Raw genomic sequence first — 20333 nt, 5'->3', positions numbered from 1 at the left:
TCGGCGCGGGCCTTCGGATTGCCGCGCACGGCAGGGGCCGCGAAGCCGTCAAACGCCGTGTCATAGGCCGGATGGACCGCGACCAACTGGCCCTGCAGGTGGGTCGACAGCTCCGTCACTTCCAGCCCCGCGTCCCTGGCGATGCCCTTCACCTCGTCGCAATAGGCCTTGCTGCTGGCCGCCTTGTCCAGGTCAAACAGCCGCCCGTCCCAAGATGGCACCTGCACCCCCACATAGCCGCAATCTGCCGCCCATTTGGTGATCGACCCCCACGAGTTGAACGGCGCCGCATCCCCCGCAAACTGCGCCAGAAAAAGCGCAGGACCCTTCATCGTCTTCATCTCAATCCCTCCCATGGTTCCGCCCGCCGCCTCAGCGCAGGCCAATATCTCTCAGATGCTGGGCAATATGCGCGAAACCGTCGCGATAGACCGCTTCCGGGCTTTCGGCAAAGTCGCGCCAGACCTTTGTCGCCGCCGCCAGATCGAGCAGGCCGCGCCCGAACGCCTCGATTGTCAGCCAGTCATCATAGCCGATGGACTTGATCGCCGCGAAGGTCTCGGCCCAGGGGATGTTGCCGCGCCCCGGCACGCCCCGATCATTCTCGGACAGGTGGATATGAACCACCTCGGCCCGGTTCCGGGTCAGCGCGCCGATCGGATCGGCCTCCTCGATATTCGCGTGGAACGTGTCATACATCGCCTTGATGTTCGGATGCCCGACCCGGCGCACGAAGGCCGCCAGATCGGCCATCGTGTTCAGAAGGTAGCATTCGAACCGGTTCAGCGCCTCCAACCCCACCGTCACACCAACACTCGCCGCATGTTCGCCGATCTGCTGCTGGCTGTCCGTCGCGCGGGCAAGTTCGTCCGCCGTTGGACCCTGTCCCGAAAACTGCCCAAGCACAGAATGCAGCGGTCCCGACACCCTGTCAGCCCCCAGCGCCGCGGTGCAGTCGAGCACCCAGCGCATCCGGTCCACGCCGGCCTGCCGGACCGCCGGATCGGGCGAGATCAGGTCAAGGCCCGGGTCCCCGATTGCCGACACTGCCGTGCGTGCCAGACCGAGCGCATCGAGCTCGCGACCGAGGGCGGCGTAGTCCGCCGGTTGCCCTTCAAAGACCGGAATTTCGACCCCGTCGAACCCGGTCTTTCGGATGTCCGCCAACAGCGCCTCATGCTCGGGACCGACCCTTGTCGTCCACAGGAACATGCACATACCGATCTTCATCGTGGCCCCCGAAACTGGTCTGATCTGGTCTTACCAAAGCCGACGCCCTCTTGCCAGCCTGTTCTTGCACTTCGCGAAAGGGATCGCCAATACGCTTCAGAATGGCTGCCGCATCGGCATCGCGCGCCGAAACCGCACTGCGACTCGCTTGACCGCCAGCGCAAAGCGGCGCAATCTGGTCGAACCAGAATAGGATAAGGGCGCCCTGGAACCCCTCTCCAGGCAACGACCTTCAGGGAGGAAAGATGCATCTTTCGACACACAACTGGATGCGGGCCGAACCGCTGGAAACCACGGTTCGCCGGATCAAGCAATACGGCTATTCGTCCATCGAAATCTCGGGCGAGCCGACGCAGTACAACACCAAGGATACCCTGAAGCTGCTCAAGGACAACGGCATGCGCTGCTGGGGTGCGGTGACGCTGACCTTAGGCGAACGCAACCTTGCCGCCAAGGATGAAGGCCAGCGCGCGCGCTCGGTCGACTATGTGAAATCGGTGCTGACCATGGTTTCGGAGCTGGAGGGCGAGATCCTGACGCTGGTCCCGGCGACCGTGGGCAAGGTCACACCCGACGCCACCCCGGAAGAGGAATGGAAATGGGTGGTCGATGCCACCCGCGAATGCTTTGCCCATGCGCAGAAAGTCGGCGTCCGCATCGCCGTGGAACCCCTGAACCGGTTCGAGACCTATCTTTTCAACCGCTGCGCCCAGGCCCTGGCGCTGGCCGATGCGGTCAGCCCGGACTGCGGCGTTTGCCTGGACGCCTATCACCTCAACATGGAGGAATCGAACATCTACGACGCCATCCGCCTGGCCGGAAAGCGCCTGTTCGACTTCCACATCGCCGACAACAACCGCTTTGCTGCGGGGCTCGGCCATCTCGACTGGGCCAAGATCGTCGCCACCCTGCGCGAGATCGGCTATGATGGCGCGCTGACCAACGAGTTCGTTGCCCCCGTGGACCGGACGCCCGCCGCGATCTACCCCGACATGGTGGAAAAGAACCCCGTCGACATCTCGCCCGAGCAGCTGAAGTTCATCCAGGACCACGGGTCGAGCCTTCTGACCGAGAAGTTCTACGCTGATCAGATGCGGATCACCGCCGAAACCATTCTGCCGCTGATCAAGTGAACCGGCGCGGGCGGTGCTGAACGCGCCGCCCCCAATGGAAGGAACCTCTCTGGATGCGGATCAAAACGGTTCAGGCCTGGTGGGTGCAGATTCCGATCGAGGAAGCCCGCCAGCACGTCAGCGACTTTGGCCGGTTGCGGACCTTTGACGCGGCCATCCTGCGGATCGAGACCGAGGATGGCATCATCGGCTGGGGCGAAGGCAAGAATGCCGCGGGCAGTGCCGGGGACTATGCCGCGCTGGTCCATCTTCTGAACCACGAGTTCGGCCCGCGCCTGATCGGGCGCGATGCCAGTCAGATCACCGCGATCTGGGAGGACCTGTACAACGGCAGTCGCGCCAAGGCTTCGGCCACGCGCGGCCATCCCCTGCCCGAACTGGCGCGGCGCGGTCTGACCATCGCCGCGATCAGCGCCATCGACATCGCGCTGTGGGACATTCGCGGTAAGGCGCTGGATCAGCCGATCTCGGCGTTACTGGGCGGGAGAACGGCTGACCGATTGCCCGCTTACGCCTCGGGTGGCTGGGCTGATGCCGAGGGGATCGGCGCTCAACTTCAATCCTACATCGACGCCGGCGGCTTCCGCGCGGTCAAAATGCGCGTGGGTTCGATGGATGACCGGCCGCATGTCTCCGCCGCCCGGGTCCGCGCCGCGCGCAAGGCGCTGGGGCCGGATGTGGAACTGATGGTGGATGCACACGGCACCTACACCGTGGCCGAGGCCAAGCGCTTTGCTGCCCTCGTCGAAGACTGCGATCTCGCCTGGTTCGAAGAGCCGGTCACTGCCGACGACCACAGGGGCCTGGCCGAGTTTCGCGCCGCGACCATGATCCCGGTCGCCGTCGGAGAATCCGAATGCACCCGGTTCGACTTCGCGTCCCTTGTTGCCCACCGCGCCGCCGACATCCTGCAACCCGACCCCGCCTTCTGCGGCGGCATCACCGAGGCGATGCGGATCGCCGCGCTCGCCTCGTCCTTCAACCTGCGGCTCGCCCCGCATCTCTGGGCCGGGGCACCCTGCTTCTTTGCCGGTCTCCACGTCCTCGCCGCCGCCCCGGCGGGCTATATCGTCGAATTCTCACTGGGCGCGAACCCGATGATCCACAACCTGTCGCGTGCGCCTGTTGTCGTTACTGATGGCATGATCGCCGTCCCCGAAGGCCCAGGCCTCGGGCTTGAGATGGACACGGAAATGATCGCACGCTACGCCAGAAACTGATGCTTCGAGGACCAGGAATGCAACAGGAAGAGTTTCTTCCGACACTGACCGCCTTCCTGATGGAGGCCGCGCGGAAGAACGATGGCAAGGCGCCGTCCGAACGCGATCTTGCCGAGCACTTCTCGGTCAGCCGCGGTCAGGTCCGCGAGGCGCTCGCCATTCTCGAAGCGATGCAGGTCATCGAACGCCGCGCCAAGTCGGGCATCTACGTCAACGGCGGCTCCGGTGGGATCGAAGCGATGTCCTTCTTTGCCCGCTTCGGCCTGCCTCTGGAGAACCGCCAGATCTTCGAGGCCGTCGAGGTCCGCAAGATCCACGAGATCAAGGCCGCCGAACTCGCCGCCTCGCGCGCGACGGATGAAAACTTCGCCCGCCTGCGCGACATCCTCGACCGGTCCGAGGCGCGGCTGCAGGCAGGCGAGGGGCTGGACCAACTGGACCAGGAGTTTCACCTGGAAATCGTGCGCGCCACGCAGAACACGATCTTCCTGAACATCTGCACTTCGTTCTACGCACTCAGCCACAACCGCCTGAAGCTCTACTTCCGCAGCCCCGAACGGAACCGCCGCTCGCATGAGGAACACGTCCAGATCTTCGAGGCCCTGCAGCGCCGCGATTCCGCGCTGTCCTCCGCGCTGATGGTCTCGCACCTGCGCGGCGCGATGAGCTACTGGACCGAGCTTCTGGAACCGGCAACGGAAGCCTGACCGGTGATCTTCTCGACTCATCCGCTGCACCCCGAGGTTACCGCAGACCTCCAGGCGCTTGGCGACTATCGGGTGGCGTCGTCCCCCACTGCGCAAGCGATCACGGAGGAATGTGCCGGGGCCGAGATCATCGTGGTCCGCGCGCCGATCCCCCTTGGCATCGCCACGCGTGAGGCCAACTTGCGCGCGCTGATCCGGCACGGCGCGGGTCTCGACATGATCCAGGTGGATGAGGCGACTGCCGCCGGGGTGCTGGTCGCCAATGTTCCCGGCGCCAACGCCGTGACGGTTGCTGAACACGCGATCTGGTCGGCGATGGCCCTGTTGCGCCGAAACCCGCAAGTCACGCGCGACCTGCATGCCAATGGCTGGGCCGCTGCACGCGCCCATTCCGACCATGGCCGCGAACTCTCCGGACGGACGCTGGGCATTGTCGGTTTTGGCAACATCGGCCGCACCCTGGCCCGCATCGCGCAGCACGGGTTCGCCATGCCGGTCCTCGTCCACACCCGCAGCCCGGTGACTGAGGCCGGGGTCGAAGCCGTGTCCTTGCCCGATCTCCTTACCCGCGCCGACATCGTCGTCCTTTGCGCCCCGCTGACCGACCAGACCCGCGGCCTGATCGACGCAGCCGCCCTGGCCCGGATGAAACCCGGCGCTATCCTGGTCAACGTGGCCCGTGGCCCGCTGGTCCTCGAAGATGCGCTGATCCGGGCGCTGGCGTCTGGCCACCTCGGCGGTGCGGCGCTGGATGTCTTCGACACCCAGCCTTTGCCGCCAGACCATCCTCTTATGCACCTGCCCAATGTCATCCTCACCCCGCACATGGCCGGGATCACCGAGGAAAGCATGTTGCGGATGGGGCAGGGCGTCGTGGCAGAGGCCCGACTGGTTCTGAAGGGCGACCCGCCGGTGAACCTCTGCAACCCCGACGTCCTTCCGCTGTATCGCAAGCGGTTTCCGGGCTGAACCTCCCTTTGGCACTGGAAACGCGCGGGGCCGGACAACGTTGCCCGGCCCCGTTTTCCCTGTGTCCGGGTCAACCCAGCGCCAGGTTCGCGCCACTCTCCTTGTCGAAGGTCACCACCCGGTCGGCCTTCCAGCCGAACCGCACCACCTCGTCGCGCTGCACATGGGTCCCGGCTGGAACCGTCACATGCAGACGGGCATCGCCCATGTCCATCACCAGGATCTTCACAACGCCCTGATCCTCGATGTCGAAGATCCGCGCCTCGCCGGGCGCACCCGGGGCCAGCACCACGTTCTCTGGCCGGATGCCGAAGGTCACCGCGCCCTCGCCCCTGGCATTGGCCGCGACCGGCAACTGGAACTTGCCGAGGTCGGCCATCCCCCCGCTCAATCGCCCGTCGATCAGGTTCATCGGCGGCGACCCGACCGACCGGGCGACGAAGGTGTTCAGCGGACGCTCGTAGATGTCTGCCGGAGTGCCGACCTGCACCAGCCGCCCCTGCCGCAGCACGCCAATCTTGTCGCCCATCGACATCGCCTCGACCTGGTCATGCGTCACGAACAGGAACGTCGCGCCAAGGTCGCTGTGCAGCTTCTTCAGCTCCACCCGCAAGCTTTCGCGCAGCTTGGCATCCAGCGCCGACAAAGGCTCGTCCATCAGGAAGACCGAGGGCTGCCGCACGATGGCCCGTCCGATCGACACCCGCTGCATCTCGCCGCCCGACAGGCGCTCAACCTTGCGGTCCAGTAGATGGGTGATCTGCAGCGTCGTGGCAGCCTTCTCGACCCGCGCCTTGATCTCGGCGTCGGAAAACTTCCGCCCTGGCGCGCGCAACGGAAACTCCAGGTTCCCCCGCACGGTCAGGCGCGGATACAGCGAGTATTGCTGCAGCACCAGCGCCACGTCGCGTTCAGCCGCCGTCCAGCCGCTGACATCGTGGTCGCCGATGCTGACCGATCCGGTGTCCGGCTTCTCCAACCCGGCGATCATCCGCAGCGTCGTGGTCTTGCCCGCGCCGGTCCGGCCCAGCAGCACGAAGAACTCCCCATCCTCGACCACAAGGTTCAGATCACGCAGCGCCCGCGACGCGCCGTAACTCTTGTTGATTCCACTCAGTTCAATCCGTGCCATCAGGCCGTCCTCCGCAGCGCCATGCCGGATTCCCCGTCGAAGAAATGGGCCCGCTCCGGGTCGATCCCGACCCAGACTTTCTGCCCGTCACCGACGAAACCGGGTTCGACCCGTGCCCGCAGCGTGGCATCCCCCAGCCGGACATCGACGATCTCGTGCGAGCCGAGCGGTTCGATGTTCGTGGTCTCCGTCTCGACGAACCCCGGCTCTGGCGCATGCCGCAACAGCACCGCTTCGGGCCGGATTCCCAGCTTCACCGGCCGCTGACCGGGCAGATGGCCGACATGGCCCCCGGCCACCGGCAACCTGGTGCCCTTGCCAAAGGACAGCACCGCCGCCCCCGCACCACCTTCGACCGCGATATCCGAGACGTTCATCACCGGAGACCCGACGAACTGCGCCACAAACAGGTTCGCCGGGCGGTTGTACACCTCTTCCGGCGCACCGACCTGCTGCAACAGGCCCGCGTGCATCACGACGATCCGGTCGGCGAGGCTCATCGCCTCGATCTGGTCATGCGTCACATAGACCGAGGTCGACCCGCGCGAGATGTGCAGCCGCTTGATCTCGGCCCGCATCTGTTCGCGCAGCTTGGCGTCCAGTGCGCCAATGGGTTCGTCCATCAACAGCGCCTTAGGCCGCCGCACCAGCGCCCGACCGATGGCGACCCGCTGCATGTCGCCGCCCGACAGGGCCGAGGGCTTACGGTTCAGGAACCGCTCGATGCCCAGCACCCCGGCCACCTCGTTGACGGCTGCGTCCAGCTCGGACTGGCTCATCCGCACGGCGCGCAGCGGGAAGGCGATGTTCTCGCGCACCGTCATGTGCGGGTACAGCGAGAACGACTGGAACACGAATGCGATGTCCCGGTCTGCCGCCCGCAGGTCCTGCACTTCCTTGCCGTCGATGCTGATCGTGCCCGACGACACCGTCTCCAGCCCGGCAATCGCGCGCAGAGTGGTGGTCTTGCCGCAGCCCGATTGGCCCAGCATGACCACGAATTCCCCGTCCTCGATGGTCAGGTTCACATCCTTCAGCACCTGAACGGCACCGAAGAACTTCTGGATATTCCTAAGCTCGATCCGTGCCATCAGACCAGTTCTTCCTCTTCTTCTTCTTCGGCCTCAGGCTCGGGCGGGACATGCGACGTGATCAGGAACGCGACCAACCCGATGATGATGATCGTCAGCCCATAGCGGTGCAGCACCTCGACCCAGGGCTGGCACAGGAAGATGACCCCGAAGATCATCGTCCACTGCGCGGCGGGTTCGTAGTACTTGGAGTTCATTTCCCGAAAGGTCATTTGCGGATTGCTCCGAAGCTCATGCCGCGCAGCAGGTGGTTGCGCAGAAGGAAGGTGAAGATCGCCACCGGCAACAGGAACAGGAAGGCGCCGGATGCGATGACTGTCCAGTCCGACAGGCCCGAACCGACCTGACTTGGGATATAGGGCGGTGCCGTCTGCGCATTGCGCGAGGTCATCATCAACGCGAAAGCATATTCGTTCCAGGCGGTGATGAAGCAGAACACGGCAGTCGCGGCGATGCCAGTTAGCGCCTCGGGCAGGACGATCTTCCGGAAGGCCTGCAGGCGGGTATAGCCATCAACAAGCGCCGCCTCTTCATACTCGCGCGGGATCTCGTCGATGAAGCCCTTCATGATCCAGACCGCGAAGGACAGGTTGAAGGCGGTGTAAAGGATGATCAGGCCGACATGCGTGTCGTACAGCCCGACCGCCCGGTACATCAGGAACATCGGTATCGCGACCACGATGGGCGGCAACATCCGTGTGGACAGGATGAAGAACAGCCAGTCCTGCTCTCCCGGAACCCTGAACCTTGAAAACCCGTAGGCCGTGATCGTCCCCATCGACACCGCAAGGAAGGTCGAGATGATCGAGACGATCAGCGAATTCATGTAGCGGTTGCCATAGCCCGAGGACGTGGCCTCGCCGGTCTTCTTGTTGCGCACCACGCTTTCGCCGCCGTCGTAGATCAGCTGCTCCCACCAGGGCGCTGCGGCATAGGTCGCTTCGTCCACCGGCTCGCGCAGCTGGCTGCGCTTGGTGAACAGCTTGGCGAAGGGCGACAGCGTCGGCTCGAAGAACACCGTCGGCGGCGCCGTCGTCGCAAGGTTGCGAGGCTTGAAGGCCGTCGCCCCGATCCAGAAGATCGGCGTAAGCATGATGACCAGCGCGATCAGCACGGCAACGATAGCGGCGCGGTTGAAGATCACCTCGCCTTTTGTCTTGACCTCGGCCATCTCAGCGCGCCTTCGCCTTGTTCAGATACTTGACGTAGATGTTGGTGATCGCGACCACGACGATCAGCACGATGTAGGCGAATGCCGAAGACATGCCGGTCTGCCATTCCAGGAAGGCCATCTTGTACAGCCGGATCGCGATCAGTTCCGTGGTGGGCTGGGTCGACAGGATGTAGGCGTGGTCAAAGGTCTTGAACGCCTCCATCGTGCGGAAAATGATCGCGATCATCAGGATCGGCGCCACCAGTGGCAGGGTGATGCGGAAGAAGGTGTAGAACGGCCCTGCGCGGTCGATCTCGGCCGCCTCGTACAGGTGCTTCGGTACTGCCGACAAACCGGCCAGCGACAGAAGCATCACGAAGGGCGACCACATCCAGATGTCGACGATGGCCACGGCCCACAGCGCCATCTGCGGATCGGCCAGCCATTCGAATTTTCCAAGGCCCAGGAAGAAGTTGATGATCCCGAAGGACGGGTCGTACAGCAGCTTCCAGAACAGCCCCACAACCGCTGGCGAAAGCATCATCGGCAGCAGCAGAAGCGTGGTAATCAGCCCCTTCAGCGGGATCGGCCGGTTCAGCAGCATCGCCAGGCCAAAGCCCACGAAGACCTGCCCGGTGACCGAGATCACCACATACTTCGCCGTGATCGTGAAGTTCCGCCAGATGTTCGGGTCGTTCAGCAATTCGCGGAAATTGCCCAGGCCAATCCAGTTCGCCGGGGCCGACGTCGAGGCCCGATAATCGGTGAACGCGGTGTACAGCGAATAGATCAGCGGAAAGACGTTGAAGATGATCAGGAACGCGATCGTGGGAATGATGAACAAGTTACGGATCGAAAGGTCGGACAGCCCGCGCGCTGCCGCGCGCGTATCAGGCTCCAGCCGGGTCATCACGTCTGCCACGGTACGTCATCCTGCATCTTGAGAAAACGATGGGCGCCGGATCGCGGCGCCCATCGCCGAATGGGTCGGACGGATTACTGGATCCGGCCGTACTTGCGGAAGGTTTCCTCCCAGTCGGCGGTCAGCGCGTCCAGCACCTCTTTCGCCGTGCCTTCGCCACCGACGATGTAGGGATAGATCCGCGCGTTGGCCGCCGTCAGAAGCTCGGCATATTCCGGCACCGCCCAGAAGTCCTTCACCATGAACATCGTCTGGTAGAAGGCCTCGTTGTAGGGCGTGGCGTTCCGGAACTCCTCGCTTTCCAGCGTGGCCGCGTGGGCGGTATAGCCGCCAAGCTCAGCCCAGCGCTTCTGGGTCTCTTCCTTGATGAACCATTCAAGGAACTTGAACGCCTCTTCCTGGTTTTCCGAATAGGAGACGATCGAGATCCCCTGCCCGCCCAGCGCCGCGAACTGCTCGCCGTTCGGGCCCTTCGGGTTGGCGAAGAAGCCGGTCACTTCCGCATTCGGGTTGGTCGCCGGGTTCACCAGTGCCGGGAAGAAGGCAAAGTAGTTCATCGACATGGCCGCAAGGCCTTCGGTGATCGCCTGGTTGTTCTCGACGAAGAAGGTCTTCGACCAGCCGGGCGGGGTAAAGCCGTACAGCTTGCGATAGGCTTCCAGACCGGCAATCGACTCTGGCGAGTTCAGGATGCCATCGACCTGATAGGTCTCGTAGTCGCCCAGGTTTCCGCCGTACGAGAACAATGCGTTCTCGACACCCATGATCAGCCCGTCATACGAGTTGTCGGTGTAGATCGCGATGCCATAACGGTTCTGGTCGGGCCGGTGGAAGAACTCGGCGATGTCGATCAGCTGGTTCCAGTCCTGCGGCACTGCAAGGTCATAGCCGTACTTCTCCTTGAACGCCGCCATCTCGGCCGGGTCCTCGAACCAGTCCTTGCGGTAGGACCAGCCCACCGCGTCGCCCTCGGCCGGGACCGCCCAGTACTTGCCCGAGTTGCCGGGATACTCGGCATAGTACTTGACCGTGGCCGGGGCCATGATCTCGCCGAGCTTGTTGTCATTGAAGAACTGCGTCAGGTCCACATAGTGTCCTGCCTCGGACGCCGCACCCAGCCACTGGCTGTCGCCGACGATCATGTCGTATGCGCTGCCCTTGGCGTTGAACTCGGTGAAGGCCTTGGTCTGGAAATCCTGCCAGGGCGTGGTTTCCACGGTGACCACGACGCCGGTTTCGGCCTCGTATTCGTTCACCAGTTCCTGCAGGTAGTTTGCCGGGTCCCATTCGGCCCAGAAGATGGTAAGCTCTTGCGACGATGCCGCGGATGCGGACAGCGCAATTGCCGCAGCCCCCGTCAGCAGCCGGTAGTAAGATCTGTGCATGTGACTTCCTCCCGCTATCGTTGTTATGCAGCTCGACCCCGGGGTTCACTTGTCGCCCAAGACCACAGAAGCTGCTGGTCGCCTCCTCCAAGACTACAAAATTGGTAATACCAGATACGCATCCGTGTCAATGATCCTTTCCCAGGCCGCTTGCCTTGTCGGTAGGTCCCATTTCCCGGCGTTCGCGGAAATTTGCATCGAAAAAGGCAAGAAACCCGCAAGTTTCATCGTCTGGTCGCATCCGCGACCGCTTCAACCTGACCACCCACGAAGCAAACTCTGGCCAGACCAGAATGGAATGCTAGCCAGATTGCTCCTCTGCTTCACGCACGGCGGCCTGCAGCAGTGCCCGGGCCGCCCATAGGGCCACTTCCTCGGCCTGCTGGTCGTCCAGTCCGCAAATGTCCTTCAGGACGATCATCGCCTCGATTCCAAAGGTCAGCGACAGCGCCTGCACCAGCCGGGCCGATTGATCCGGCGACAGACCGCTATCGATGACGGCGCGCGAAAGCAGCGATCTGCGATGCCCGCGCCCCAGGGTCTTGTCGCCCGGAGTGTCTGCGCTGGGCTCCAACGATTGCCGAATCGCCGCGCGGAACGTCGCCTCATGTTCAGCAAGGCGCGGAAAGGTCTTGCCGTAAAGTGAGGCCAGCCGCGCTTCGCCGGTCGCGGCCGGATCGTCCCAACTCAGGATCGGGCCAAGAGCCTCGGCAACGACGGCACGAAGCATGTCTGCCAAGGTGGGAAAGTAGCGGTAAGCCGTTGACCGGGAAACCCCCGCGGCCTCGGCCACTTCGCTGACCGACGGCGACAGCCCGCGCCGCATCATGTCCGACGCCGTCGCCACCATCAGCGCCCGCGTCCGTGCCGCCGCACCCTTGGGCGGATCAAAGTCGGCATCAGGTGCAGTGGCTTGAAATGGAACTGGCATCCCAATATGATACTATAGTCCCATTTGCGATCAAGCCGGATCGTTGACCGCCGCGGACATCCGATCCCATCAAGGAGTGGCCTCCGTGCGAACGATCCATGTGGCGGGAACCTGCGACACGAAGGGCGAAGAGATCGCCTATCTGCGCGACCTGATTCTCGCCCGTGGTCAGGCGGTCACGGTCGTCGACCTCGGGACCCGTGCCCCGACGATCCGCCCCGACATCAGCGCCCGCGACGTCGCCGCCTGCCATCCGGACGGGGCCGACGCGGTCCTTGGCGGTACAGACCGCGGCAAGGCCGTCACTGCGATGGGCCAGGCCTTCGCTGCCTGGTGCAGCGCCAATGCCGACCGCATTTCCGGCATCATCGCCGTGGGCGGCGGCGGCGGCACCTCCATCGCCTGCTCCGGCATGCGCGAGCTGCCCTATGGCATCCCCAAACTGATGGTCTCCACCCTCGCCTCGGGTGACACCGCGCCCTATGTCGGCACTTCGGACATCACCATGGTCCCCTCGGTCACCGACATCGCCGGGCTGAACCGCCTGTCCCGCGTGATCCTGTCCAACGCCGCCCATGCCCTGATCGGGGCCGCCACCGCACCCCGACCCGCCGCCGACACCGACCGGCCCGCCATTGGCCTGACCATGTTCGGCGTCACCACCCCTTGCGTCACCGCGATCAGCGACCAGTTGCGCGACCGTTTCGACTGTCTGGTCTTCCACGCCACCGGAACCGGCGGCCGCGCGATGGAGCGGCTTCTGGACCAAGGCGTCCTTTCTGGACTCATCGACATCACCACGACCGAAATCGCTGACCTTCTCTTCGGCGGCGTCCTGCCTGCCCGGCCCGACCGGCTAGACGTCGTCGCTCGCACCGGCGCGCCTTGGGTCGGATCGGTCGGCGCGCTGGACATGGTGAACTTCTGGGCCCCGCCCACCGTCCCCGACCGCTACCTTGACCGGCTCTTCTACCACCACAACCCGAACGTCACCCTGATGCGTACCACGCCCGAGGAAAACACGCAGATCGGCCGCTGGATCGGTGACAAGCTGAACGCCTGCCCCGGTCCGGTCCGTTTGCTGATCCCCGAATTGGGTGTCTCCGCGCTGGACATCGCGGGCGGCGCCTTCTGGCACCCCGAAGCCGACGCCGCCCTGTTCAATGCGCTCAAGGACACCATCCGCGACCCGACGCGGCTGGTCTTCCTGCCGCATCACATCAACGACCCGGCCTTCGCCAAGGTCGCTGCCGACACCTTCCTGACCCTCATGAGGCCCTGATGCCCGCCATTCCGCGCAAGACCATCCTCGACCGCTTCCACCAGATGATCGCCGCAGGTCAGCCCATCATCGGCGGCGGGGCGGGCACCGGCCTGTCCGCCAAAGCCGAAGAAACGGGCGGCATCGACCTCATCATCATCTACAACTCCGGCCGCTACCGCATGGCTGGCCGGGGGTCCGCAGCGGGGCTGCTCGCCTACGGCAACGCCAATGAGATCGTCAAGGAAATGGCGGTCGAGGTGCTGCCCGTCGTCAAACACACCCCGGTCCTTGCAGGCGTAAACGGGACCGACCCATTCATCCTGATGCCCCAGTTCCTGGCCGAGCTCAAAGCCATGGGCTTCTCCGGCGTGCAGAATTTCCCGACCATCGGCCTGTTTGACGGCCAGATGCGGCAAAGCTTCGAGGAAACCGGCATGGGGTTCGGGCTGGAGGTCGACATGATCGCCGAGGCGCATCGGCAGGACCTTTTGACCACGCCTTACGTCTTCAACCCCGACGAGGCCGTCGCCATGGCGAAAGCCGGGGCCGACATCATCGTCGCCCACATGGGCGTCACCACCGGCGGCACCATTGGCGCGACCTCGGCCAAGACGCTGGACCAGTGCGTCACCGAAATCGACGCCATCTCCGCCGCCGCCCGGTCCATCCGCCCCGACATCATCCTTCTCTGCCACGGCGGCCCGATCTCGATGCCGGAAGACGCCGCCTATGTCCTCGCCCGCGCCGACCGGATGCACGGCTTTTACGGAGCCTCCAGCGCCGAACGCCTGCCTGCCGAACGCGCCATCGCCGACCAGATCCGCGCCTTCAAATCCATCCCCGCGAAAGGCTGATCCCATGACCGACGTGAAAGACCTGTTCCGCACCCCCACCGACGTTGACGCCTTCGGCTTCGACTGGGGCCACCTGTCCGTCGTCCTTGGACCCAAAGTGAACGGCGCGCAGAAATTCTCCGCCGCCGTCGTCACCGTCCCGCCCGGCAAAGGCCACACCCGCCACAACCACCCCGGCGCCGAGGAGATCATCTACATCCTCGAAGGCACGGGCGAGCAGATGGTCGAGGACGAACAGGGCACCCCCCACATCGAACAGGTCGCCCCAGGCACCTGCGTCTTCATCCCTGAAAGCCGTTTTCATTCCACACTCAACACTGGCGCCGCTGACATGAAGATCTTCGTGGTCTACGCTCCAACCGGCCCGGAAGAATTCCTCCGCACGCTCCCCGATTTCCGCCTGATCCCCAGAAAGGCCTGACCGATGGACGCCGCCCTGACCACCGCACTGCCCTACAGCTTTGCCAAACTGGACGACCTGATGGAGAAGGCCGGGATCGACGTCCTTCTCGTCACCTCAAAGCACAACACCCAGTACCTTCTGGGCGGCTACCGCTTCATCTTCTTCTCGGCGATGGATGCCATCGGCCATAGCCGCTATCTGCCGGTCATCGCCTACACCAAAGGCGCGCCGGACAAGACCGCCTATGTCGCGAACAAGATGGAAGGTGGCGAACACGCCAACCACCCGTTTTGGACGCCGCATTTCCTGCCGATGTCTTGGGGCTCAGTCGACAGCATTACCGAGGCGATCCGCCACGTCAAAGACCACGGCCCCGCCTCGCCCCGCATCGGGGTCGAGCCGTCCTTCCTGCCGATGAACAGCGCGAAGGTGCTGGAATCCGCCTTCCCGAACTCCCCCTTGGTGGATGCCACCGGCCTTCTGGAACGCCTGCGCGCGGTGAAGACCCCGGCAGAGCGCGCGCTTCTGAAGCAGGCCTCGGAAGCGATCAGCGACTCGATGCAGGCCACCATCGCCGCCGCAAAGGAAGGCGACAGTAAGTTCCAGATCATCGACCGCCTGCGGCAAGAAGAAACCGCCCGGGGCCTACAATTCGAGTACTGCCTTCTGACGCTGGGGTCGTCGCACAACCGCGCCGCGTCGTCCCAGACCTGGGGCAAAGGCGAGGTCCTGTCCATCGATTCAGGCGGCAATCTGAAGGGCTACATCGGCGATATCTGCCGGATGGGGGTCCTTGGTGAACCCGACGCCGAACTCATCGACCTTCTGGGCGAAATCGAAACCGTCCAGCAGGCCGCATTCTCCAAGATCCATGCCGGCGCCAAAGGGGGCGACCTCATCGCCGCCGGGCAGGCCGAACTTGCCCGCCAGCCGAACCACGCCTGCACCGATTTCTTCGCGCATGGCATGGGCGTCATCACCCACGAGGCACCCTTCCTGATGACCAACCACCCGGTTGCCTATGAGGGCACCGACGCCAGCAGCCCGCTGGAAGAGGGCATGATCCTGTCGGTCGAAACCACCATGCTCCACCCCCGTCGCGGCTTCATCAAGCTTGAGGATACGCTGGCCGTGACCGCCACCGGGTACGAACTTTACGGCGCCGAAGGGCGCGGCTGGAACCGGGGCGGGACGCGCTAACCCGCGTCCCTAGCCCTTGATCCCGGCAGACAGGGTGATCGCCTCGGTCACCTTGCGCTGGAACAACAGGTAGGCCAGCGCGACCGGCAGACCGGCCAGCACGGCGGCGGCAAGCTGGCGGGCGTAATAGACCCCGAAGGCGTCGTTGACCTGGGTGATCCCGACCGGAACCGTCATCATCTCGGTCTTGGTCACCGACAGGAACGGCCACAGGAAGGCATTCCAGGTCCAGATGAAAGTCACGATGGACAAGGCGGTCGTCACCCCCCAGTTCATCGGCAGGTAGATCTTGAACAGGATGCGGAACTCACCCGCGTTGTCCATCACCGCCGCTTCGCGAAAGTCCTTCGGCAACTGATCGAAGAACTGCTTGTAGACGATGATGATCACCGGGTGGATCAGCTGCGGCAGCATGATCCCGGCCCAGGTGTTGATCAACCCCAACTGCGAGGTCAGCACGAAGTGGTTGATGATCAACGCCTGGGTGGGGACCATGAAGCTGGCCAGGATCAGCCACCACAGCGCCTTGCGGCCCGGGAACTTCAGCTGCGACAGCGCATAGCCGCACAGCATCGAGGTCGCGATGGTGATCACCGTCACCCCCACCGCCACAGCGATGGAGTTGATGTACCACGTCACGATCTGCGTGTCGTAGATGGCCGTGTAATAATGGCTGAAGGTCAGGTTCTCGGGCCAAAGCTCAATATAGGGGCGCACCACCTCGTCCTCGGGCTTCAGCGAGGAGATCACGCCCCAATACAATGGAAAGGCCCAGATCAGGGCGAAGAGAATGGTCAGGACGGTAATCACCCCGCCCCAGAAGTTCGCGCGCTGCATGCCTGCTGTGGTCATCTGCGGCCTCCCGCCAGGCGAAGAAGCTGGAATTGCAGGACCGACACGACCACGACCAGGACAAACAGCGTCACCGCCACCGCCGCCGCCCGCCCGCCCTGATCCTGCTGGAAGGCGCGCTGGAAGACGTAGTAGACGAGGACCATGTTGTCATTCGGCCGCCCGCCGACCGAGAACAGGTACACCTGATCAAAGATCTTCAGCTGCGCGATCAGCTGGATGGTGAAGACCAGCGTTGTCACCGGCCAGAGAAGCGGCCATGTGATCCGCCGGAAAGTCGTCCAGCGGCTGGAATTATCCAGCGCGGCGGCCTCGTAGATCTCGGCCGGGATCGACCGGAGGCCTGCAAGGAACAGCAGGATCGAGAAGCCCGCCGTCCACCAGATCGTCACGATCCCGACCGCAGGCATGAACCAGGTACGCGACTTGGTGATCGGAACCCGCTCGATCCCCAGAAGGTCGAAGACGTGCATCAGAATACCGAACTGGAAGTTCAGGACCCAGTCCCACAAGAGATACACCACAGATACCGGCAGGATGTAGGGCAGGAAGAACAGGGCCAGGATCGCCGACTGCAACCGCCCCTTCAGCCGCGACACGCCCAGGGCGATCAGCAGCGCGACGATCGTGCCCGGCAGGACGGTCAGCAGCACGAAATAGGCCGTATTCCACGCCGCAGTCCGAAAGCGCGGGTCGCTTGGCAGGCGTTCGTAGTTCGCGGTCCCGACCCACTCTCCAGTGCCGATCAGCGGGGCATCGGTGAACGAGATGCCGAACATCTGGATCGTCGGCCAGACAAAGACCAGAAGATAGATCGCCAGGAATGGAGCCACCAGCACGGCGGCGATCCAGGCATCCTTGCGGCGGTTGGTCAGCATTGCGGTCCCCCGAAAGATCCGGGCCGCCCGGGGAGCACGGGCGGCCCGGAAGGTGGCAAGCCTTAAAGAGCGTTCAGCTCTTCCTTGATGGATTCCACGGCTTCCGCCGGGTCCATTTCGCCGTTCAGCGTCGGGACGAAGTAGGTCGACATCACGTCGAAGATCGGCCCGGCCACACCCGCCAGCGGGGTTTTCGGGTCAAAGATCATGTTCGCCGTCAGCGACGAATAGGTCGCGTTCGGCTCCATTGCCGCGTACTCAGGCGAAGCGGTAACGGTGCCATTCGCGGGGATGTGCCCAGCCGTGGCCCAGAACAGCGAGTTCTTCGACATCCAGCCCATGACTTCCAGAACCGCGGCGCGCTTCTCCGGCGTCATCTCCTTGCCCTGGTTCAAGGGCAGCGCAAAAGCGTGGCTGTCGGCATAGGTCGCCGGCTTGTCGAAGATTACCGGCAGCTCGACCGCGCCCCAGTTGAACAGCTTCCCTTGCGCGTTCAGGTCGGTCATCGTGGGCACTTCCCACACGCCGTTGATCATCATTGCGGCCTCACCGCTGGTGAACAGCGCGACCGTCGCCGGGTAGTCGGTGTAGGTCGACTGCAGGCCCGCCGTCGTCCATTCCGACAGGACGCCCAGCGCGTTGGCAAGCTTCTCGCCGTTGTCGCCGGCCAGGAACTCACCGTCCGTCATCAGCTCGCCGCTCTGCTGGCCGACCAGAGAATAGATGGTGCGGAACATGAAGTTGCCGTCGGCGGTCACAGACCCCAGCGGAAACTTCACCCCATTGTCCTTCAGGGCCTGCAGCGTGGCGGTAAAGCCCTCGCGGCTGTCCATCCCCTTGGGCTTGCCGTTTTCATCCAGCATGCCGGCGGCTTCCAGAAGGTCCTTGTTGTAGTAAAGGACGATCGGGTGGGTATCCAGCGGCACCGCGTATTGCTTGCCGTCGATGCTGACCGCATCCCAGGTGGCTGCGGCAAAGTCGCCTTGGCCAAGGCCCATCGCCGTCCAGTCGTCGGCGGTGATTTCCTGCAGCACGCCCTGCTGGACCGCCAGCGGAATGCGGCTCGCGTGATAGGTCATGATGTCCGGCGCCTCGCCCACTGCGGCCGAGGTCTGGACCTTGGCATAGAACGGGGTGCCCCATTCCAGCGTGGTCGCGTCGATCTTGATCTGTCCGGCATGCGCGGCGTTGAAGTCCTCGATCAGCTTCTTCATCCGCACGCCGTCGCCGCCGCCCAGGAAATCCCACCAGACGACGGTCTCTTCCGCCCGGCCCACCCCGGCAAAGCCGATGGTGGCGACGATGGCAGCCTTCAGCATTCCACTAATGGTCATCAGTTTCCTCCCTTTTGGCGGCGTGGTTCGCCGCATCCTCCACGGAAAAGCGTATCGCCTTTCCCGATTCGATCAACTCAAACCTGATACATATCCGGAAGTCGGATACTTACAGACCCACCCGGATCATCGAGTAGGAATGTGGCGGCAGGGTCAGGTGCAGCCCTTTGCCGCCCAGCTTGGCCCCGTTGCCCTTCTGCGGGGCGACATTGTCCGGGTTGGTCTTGGAATTCCGCGCTTCAAGGTCCGTATGCTTGATCAGCGTGTGCTCCACCGTCTTCGCGGCGAAACCGTCCAGGGCAAGGTCGACTTCCATCGGCTCGGCCCCGTTGCGATTGATCGCGAAGAAGGTCAGCGTGCCCGCGTCGTCGTCCCGCACCCCCGCGATATCCAGCCACGGCACCCCGGCGGCGGCATCGGCGTCATAGGTCGGGACCTCGACCGCCAACTGCATCGCCGTGCCGCGCCCGTGCTTAGAGGCAAACAGGAACGGCCAGTAGATCGTCTGCCGCCAGGCTGCTCCGCCGGGTTCGGTCATGATCGGCGCGATCACGTTCACCAGCTGCGCGATGCAGGCGATCTTCACCACGTCGGCACGGCGGATGAAGGTGTTCAGGATGCAGCCGACCTGCAGTACATCCTCGAAATTGTACTGGTCTTCCAGCAGGACCGGCGCCTCGGGCCAATCCCAGGTCCGCATGCGTTCCGCGTCGGCCTTGCGCTCGTGATACCAGACGTTCCACTCGTCGAACGAGATGGTGACCTGCCGCTTGGACCGCTTCTTCGCCTTCACATAGTCGATGATCCCCGAAACCGTGCCGATGTAGTTGTCCAGCTTCATCGGCAGGGCGAGGTATTCGTTCGGGTTCTTCTCGTAGTTCTCGAAGTACATGTGCAGGCTGATGTGGTCGACCTGGTCATATGTCTCTTCCAGCACGGTGGCTTCCCACTGCGGGTAGGTCGGCATGTTGGAATGGCTTGATCCGCAGACCACCAGCTCCAGCGTCGGATCCAGACCGCGCAGCGCCTTTGCCGTCTCGTTCGCCAGATGCCCGTATTCGGCGGCCGACTTGTGGCCGACCTGCCAGGGACCGTCCATTTCGTTCCCCAGGCACCACAGCCGGCAGTTCCACGGCTCCTTGCGCCCATTCTTCGCCCGCAGGTCCGACCAGTAGGTCCCGCCCTTATGGTTGACGTATTCGACAAAGGCCCGCGCCTCGTCCAACCCGCGCGAGCCGAGGTTGACAGCCAGCATCATCTGCGTGTTGGCCTTCTCGGCCCAGTCGGCGAATTCGTGAATGCCGACCTGGTTCGATTCCGTCGTCCGCCAGGCCAGGTCCAGCCGCTTTGGACGGCTCTCCTTCGGCCCGATCCCGTCTTCCCAGTTGTAGGCTGACACGAAGTTGCCGCCCGGATAGCGGCAGATCGGTGTGTCCAGCGCCCGCACCAGGTCCAGCACGTCGCCGCGCATGCCGCTGGCGTCCGCTGTCGGGTGGCCGGGTTCATAGATCCCGGTATAGACCGCCCGCCCCAGATGTTCGAGGAACGACCCGTACAGCCGCTTGTCTATGTCTGCGACCGTATAAGCGCCATGCGCCGTGACCCTGGCTTTCATCAGCCCCTCCCTGAGCAGTCCGAATCCGCTAATCCGGTTCGTACCAGATTTTCAGGTATA

General features: G+C 63.8%; 20 protein-coding genes and 1 pseudogene. 8 read left to right on the top strand and 13 right to left on the bottom strand.

The genetic code is table 11. The features are described 5' to 3' along the window. Positions 1 to 341: pseudogene (locus E8M84_RS20540) on the bottom strand (sugar phosphate isomerase/epimerase); the annotation flags it as partial. A 31-nt stretch (positions 342 to 372) separates the two neighbouring features. Continuing rightward, complete coding sequence (locus tag E8M84_RS20535) at positions 373 to 1230, bottom strand: sugar phosphate isomerase/epimerase (protein WP_137113120.1); 858 nt, start codon at positions 1228 to 1230, stop codon at positions 373 to 375. A gap of 245 nt (positions 1231 to 1475) precedes the next feature. Here E8M84_RS20535 and E8M84_RS20530 point away from each other — a divergent pair, with 245 nt between their 5' ends. The 4 genes from E8M84_RS20530 to E8M84_RS20515 are packed head-to-tail and all read left to right on the top strand — an operon-like array spanning position 1476 to position 5259. Continuing rightward, complete coding sequence (locus E8M84_RS20530) at positions 1476 to 2363, top strand: sugar phosphate isomerase/epimerase (RefSeq protein ID WP_137113119.1); 888 nt, start codon at positions 1476 to 1478, stop codon at positions 2361 to 2363. Between the two features lie 53 nt (positions 2364 to 2416). After that, a complete protein-coding gene (locus tag E8M84_RS20525) occupies positions 2417 to 3583 on the top strand; it encodes a mandelate racemase/muconate lactonizing enzyme family protein (RefSeq protein WP_137113118.1) in 1167 nt (388 codons plus the stop codon). 17 nt (positions 3584 to 3600) lie between these two features. Continuing rightward, positions 3601 to 4290, top strand: a complete 690-nt coding sequence (locus E8M84_RS20520) for a FadR/GntR family transcriptional regulator (RefSeq protein WP_137113117.1) — start codon at positions 3601 to 3603, stop codon at positions 4288 to 4290. Between the two features lie 3 nt (positions 4291 to 4293). Continuing rightward, positions 4294 to 5259: a hydroxyacid dehydrogenase gene (locus tag E8M84_RS20515; protein ID WP_137113116.1), complete on the top strand. Its 966-nt coding sequence runs from the start codon at positions 4294 to 4296 to the stop codon at positions 5257 to 5259. Between the two features lie 70 nt (positions 5260 to 5329). Here E8M84_RS20515 and E8M84_RS20510 read toward each other — a convergent pair whose 3' ends face one another. The 7 genes from E8M84_RS20510 to E8M84_RS20480 form a co-directional block, all read right to left on the bottom strand. Further along, positions 5330 to 6391, bottom strand: coding sequence for an ABC transporter ATP-binding protein (locus E8M84_RS20510; RefSeq protein WP_137113115.1), 1062 nt, complete (start codon positions 6389 to 6391; stop codon positions 5330 to 5332). Continuing rightward, on the bottom strand, positions 6391 to 7482 hold the full coding sequence (locus E8M84_RS20505) for an ABC transporter ATP-binding protein (RefSeq protein ID WP_137113114.1): 1092 nt from the start codon (positions 7480 to 7482) through the stop codon (positions 6391 to 6393). Before E8M84_RS20505 ends, E8M84_RS20510 begins: the two co-directional genes overlap by 1 nt. Then, entirely contained in the window at positions 7482 to 7694 is a 213-nt protein-coding gene (locus E8M84_RS20500) for a hypothetical protein (RefSeq protein ID WP_137113113.1), read from the bottom strand. Before E8M84_RS20500 ends, E8M84_RS20505 begins: the two co-directional genes overlap by 1 nt. Continuing rightward, positions 7691 to 8653 carry a carbohydrate ABC transporter permease gene (locus E8M84_RS20495; protein ID WP_137113112.1) on the bottom strand — a complete coding sequence of 321 codons (963 nt, stop codon included), beginning with the start codon at positions 8651 to 8653 and terminating at the stop codon, positions 7691 to 7693. The genes E8M84_RS20500 and E8M84_RS20495 overlap by 4 nt, the downstream gene beginning before the upstream one ends. Position 8654: 1 nt before the next feature. After that, positions 8655 to 9557 carry a carbohydrate ABC transporter permease gene (locus E8M84_RS20490; RefSeq protein WP_205914647.1) on the bottom strand — a complete coding sequence of 301 codons (903 nt, stop codon included), beginning with the start codon at positions 9555 to 9557 and terminating at the stop codon, positions 8655 to 8657. Positions 9558 to 9631: 74 nt separating this feature from the next. Beyond that, positions 9632 to 10942 carry an ABC transporter substrate-binding protein gene (locus tag E8M84_RS20485; protein WP_137113111.1) on the bottom strand — a complete coding sequence of 437 codons (1311 nt, stop codon included), beginning with the start codon at positions 10940 to 10942 and terminating at the stop codon, positions 9632 to 9634. Between the two features lie 301 nt (positions 10943 to 11243). Beyond that, positions 11244 to 11873 (bottom strand): TetR/AcrR family transcriptional regulator, encoded by a 630-nt coding sequence (locus E8M84_RS20480; protein ID WP_137113110.1) that lies wholly within the window; start codon positions 11871 to 11873, stop codon positions 11244 to 11246. Between the two features lie 85 nt (positions 11874 to 11958). On the opposite strand from E8M84_RS20480, the gene E8M84_RS20475 reads away from it, so the two are divergent. Genes E8M84_RS20475 through E8M84_RS20460 form a run of 4 tightly spaced genes read left to right on the top strand, consistent with a single transcriptional unit; the run spans position 11959 to position 15594 of the window. Further along, a complete protein-coding gene (locus E8M84_RS20475) occupies positions 11959 to 13155 on the top strand; it encodes a Tm-1-like ATP-binding domain-containing protein (RefSeq protein WP_137113109.1) in 1197 nt (398 codons plus the stop codon). After that, the gene (locus E8M84_RS20470) at positions 13155 to 13991 is read left to right on the top strand and encodes a phosphoenolpyruvate hydrolase family protein (RefSeq protein WP_137113108.1); all 837 of its coding nucleotides are present in this window, start codon (positions 13155 to 13157) and stop codon (positions 13989 to 13991) included. Before E8M84_RS20475 ends, E8M84_RS20470 begins: the two co-directional genes overlap by 1 nt. A gap of 4 nt (positions 13992 to 13995) precedes the next feature. Then, a complete protein-coding gene (locus tag E8M84_RS20465) occupies positions 13996 to 14412 on the top strand; it encodes a cupin domain-containing protein (RefSeq protein WP_137113107.1) in 417 nt (138 codons plus the stop codon). Positions 14413 to 14415: 3 nt separating this feature from the next. After that, positions 14416 to 15594: a Xaa-Pro peptidase family protein gene (locus E8M84_RS20460; protein ID WP_137113106.1), complete on the top strand. Its 1179-nt coding sequence runs from the start codon at positions 14416 to 14418 to the stop codon at positions 15592 to 15594. 9 nt (positions 15595 to 15603) lie between these two features. Here E8M84_RS20460 and E8M84_RS20455 read toward each other — a convergent pair whose 3' ends face one another. The 4 genes from E8M84_RS20455 to E8M84_RS20440 all read right to left on the bottom strand — a co-directional run bounded on the left by E8M84_RS20455 (position 15604) and on the right by E8M84_RS20440 (position 20273). Next, entirely contained in the window at positions 15604 to 16446 is an 843-nt protein-coding gene (locus E8M84_RS20455; protein ID WP_137113105.1) for a carbohydrate ABC transporter permease, read from the bottom strand. Continuing rightward, positions 16443 to 17324: a carbohydrate ABC transporter permease gene (locus E8M84_RS20450; RefSeq protein WP_137113104.1), complete on the bottom strand. Its 882-nt coding sequence runs from the start codon at positions 17322 to 17324 to the stop codon at positions 16443 to 16445. Before E8M84_RS20450 ends, E8M84_RS20455 begins: the two co-directional genes overlap by 4 nt. 62 nt (positions 17325 to 17386) lie before the next feature. Further along, positions 17387 to 18658, bottom strand: coding sequence for an extracellular solute-binding protein (locus E8M84_RS20445; RefSeq protein WP_137113103.1), 1272 nt, complete (start codon positions 18656 to 18658; stop codon positions 17387 to 17389). A gap of 109 nt (positions 18659 to 18767) precedes the next feature. Continuing rightward, entirely contained in the window at positions 18768 to 20273 is a 1506-nt protein-coding gene (locus E8M84_RS20440; RefSeq protein ID WP_137113102.1) for an alpha-N-arabinofuranosidase, read from the bottom strand. Between the last annotated feature and the right edge of the window lie 60 nt (positions 20274 to 20333).

Origin of the sequence: Rhodobacter sp. SY28-1 (genome assembly GCF_005222785.1) — a bacterium.
GTDB lineage: Bacteria > Pseudomonadota > Alphaproteobacteria > Rhodobacterales > Rhodobacteraceae > Tabrizicola.
This window is presented reverse-complemented; position numbering and strand designations above follow the sequence as displayed.

Bases quoted from the DNA above. Each gene is read 5' to 3' on its own strand.
- E8M84_RS20535 (WP_137113120.1), bottom strand. From the start codon at position 1,230: ATGAAGATCGGTATGTGCATGTTCCTGTGGACGACAAGGGTCGGTCCC.
- E8M84_RS20530 (WP_137113119.1), top strand. From the start codon at position 1,476: ATGCATCTTTCGACACACAACTGGATGCGGGCCGAACCGCTGGAAACC.
- E8M84_RS20525 (WP_137113118.1), top strand. From the start codon at position 2,417: ATGCGGATCAAAACGGTTCAGGCCTGGTGGGTGCAGATTCCGATCGAG.
- E8M84_RS20520 (WP_137113117.1), top strand. From the start codon at position 3,601: ATGCAACAGGAAGAGTTTCTTCCGACACTGACCGCCTTCCTGATGGAG.
- E8M84_RS20510 (WP_137113115.1), bottom strand. From the start codon at position 6,391: ATGGCACGGATTGAACTGAGTGGAATCAACAAGAGTTACGGCGCGTCG.
- E8M84_RS20505 (WP_137113114.1), bottom strand. From the start codon at position 7,482: ATGGCACGGATCGAGCTTAGGAATATCCAGAAGTTCTTCGGTGCCGTT.
- E8M84_RS20500 (WP_137113113.1), bottom strand. From the start codon at position 7,694: ATGACCTTTCGGGAAATGAACTCCAAGTACTACGAACCCGCCGCGCAG.
- E8M84_RS20495 (WP_137113112.1), bottom strand. From the start codon at position 8,653: ATGGCCGAGGTCAAGACAAAAGGCGAGGTGATCTTCAACCGCGCCGCT.
- E8M84_RS20485 (WP_137113111.1), bottom strand. From the start codon at position 10,942: ATGCACAGATCTTACTACCGGCTGCTGACGGGGGCTGCGGCAATTGCG.
- E8M84_RS20480 (WP_137113110.1), bottom strand. From the start codon at position 11,873: ATGCCAGTTCCATTTCAAGCCACTGCACCTGATGCCGACTTTGATCCG.
- E8M84_RS20470 (WP_137113108.1), top strand. From the start codon at position 13,155: ATGCCCGCCATTCCGCGCAAGACCATCCTCGACCGCTTCCACCAGATG.
- E8M84_RS20465 (WP_137113107.1), top strand. From the start codon at position 13,996: ATGACCGACGTGAAAGACCTGTTCCGCACCCCCACCGACGTTGACGCC.
- E8M84_RS20460 (WP_137113106.1), top strand. From the start codon at position 14,416: ATGGACGCCGCCCTGACCACCGCACTGCCCTACAGCTTTGCCAAACTG.
- E8M84_RS20455 (WP_137113105.1), bottom strand. From the start codon at position 16,446: ATGACCACAGCAGGCATGCAGCGCGCGAACTTCTGGGGCGGGGTGATT.
- E8M84_RS20450 (WP_137113104.1), bottom strand. From the start codon at position 17,324: ATGCTGACCAACCGCCGCAAGGATGCCTGGATCGCCGCCGTGCTGGTG.
- E8M84_RS20445 (WP_137113103.1), bottom strand. From the start codon at position 18,658: ATGACCATTAGTGGAATGCTGAAGGCTGCCATCGTCGCCACCATCGGC.
- E8M84_RS20440 (WP_137113102.1), bottom strand. From the start codon at position 20,273: ATGAAAGCCAGGGTCACGGCGCATGGCGCTTATACGGTCGCAGACATA.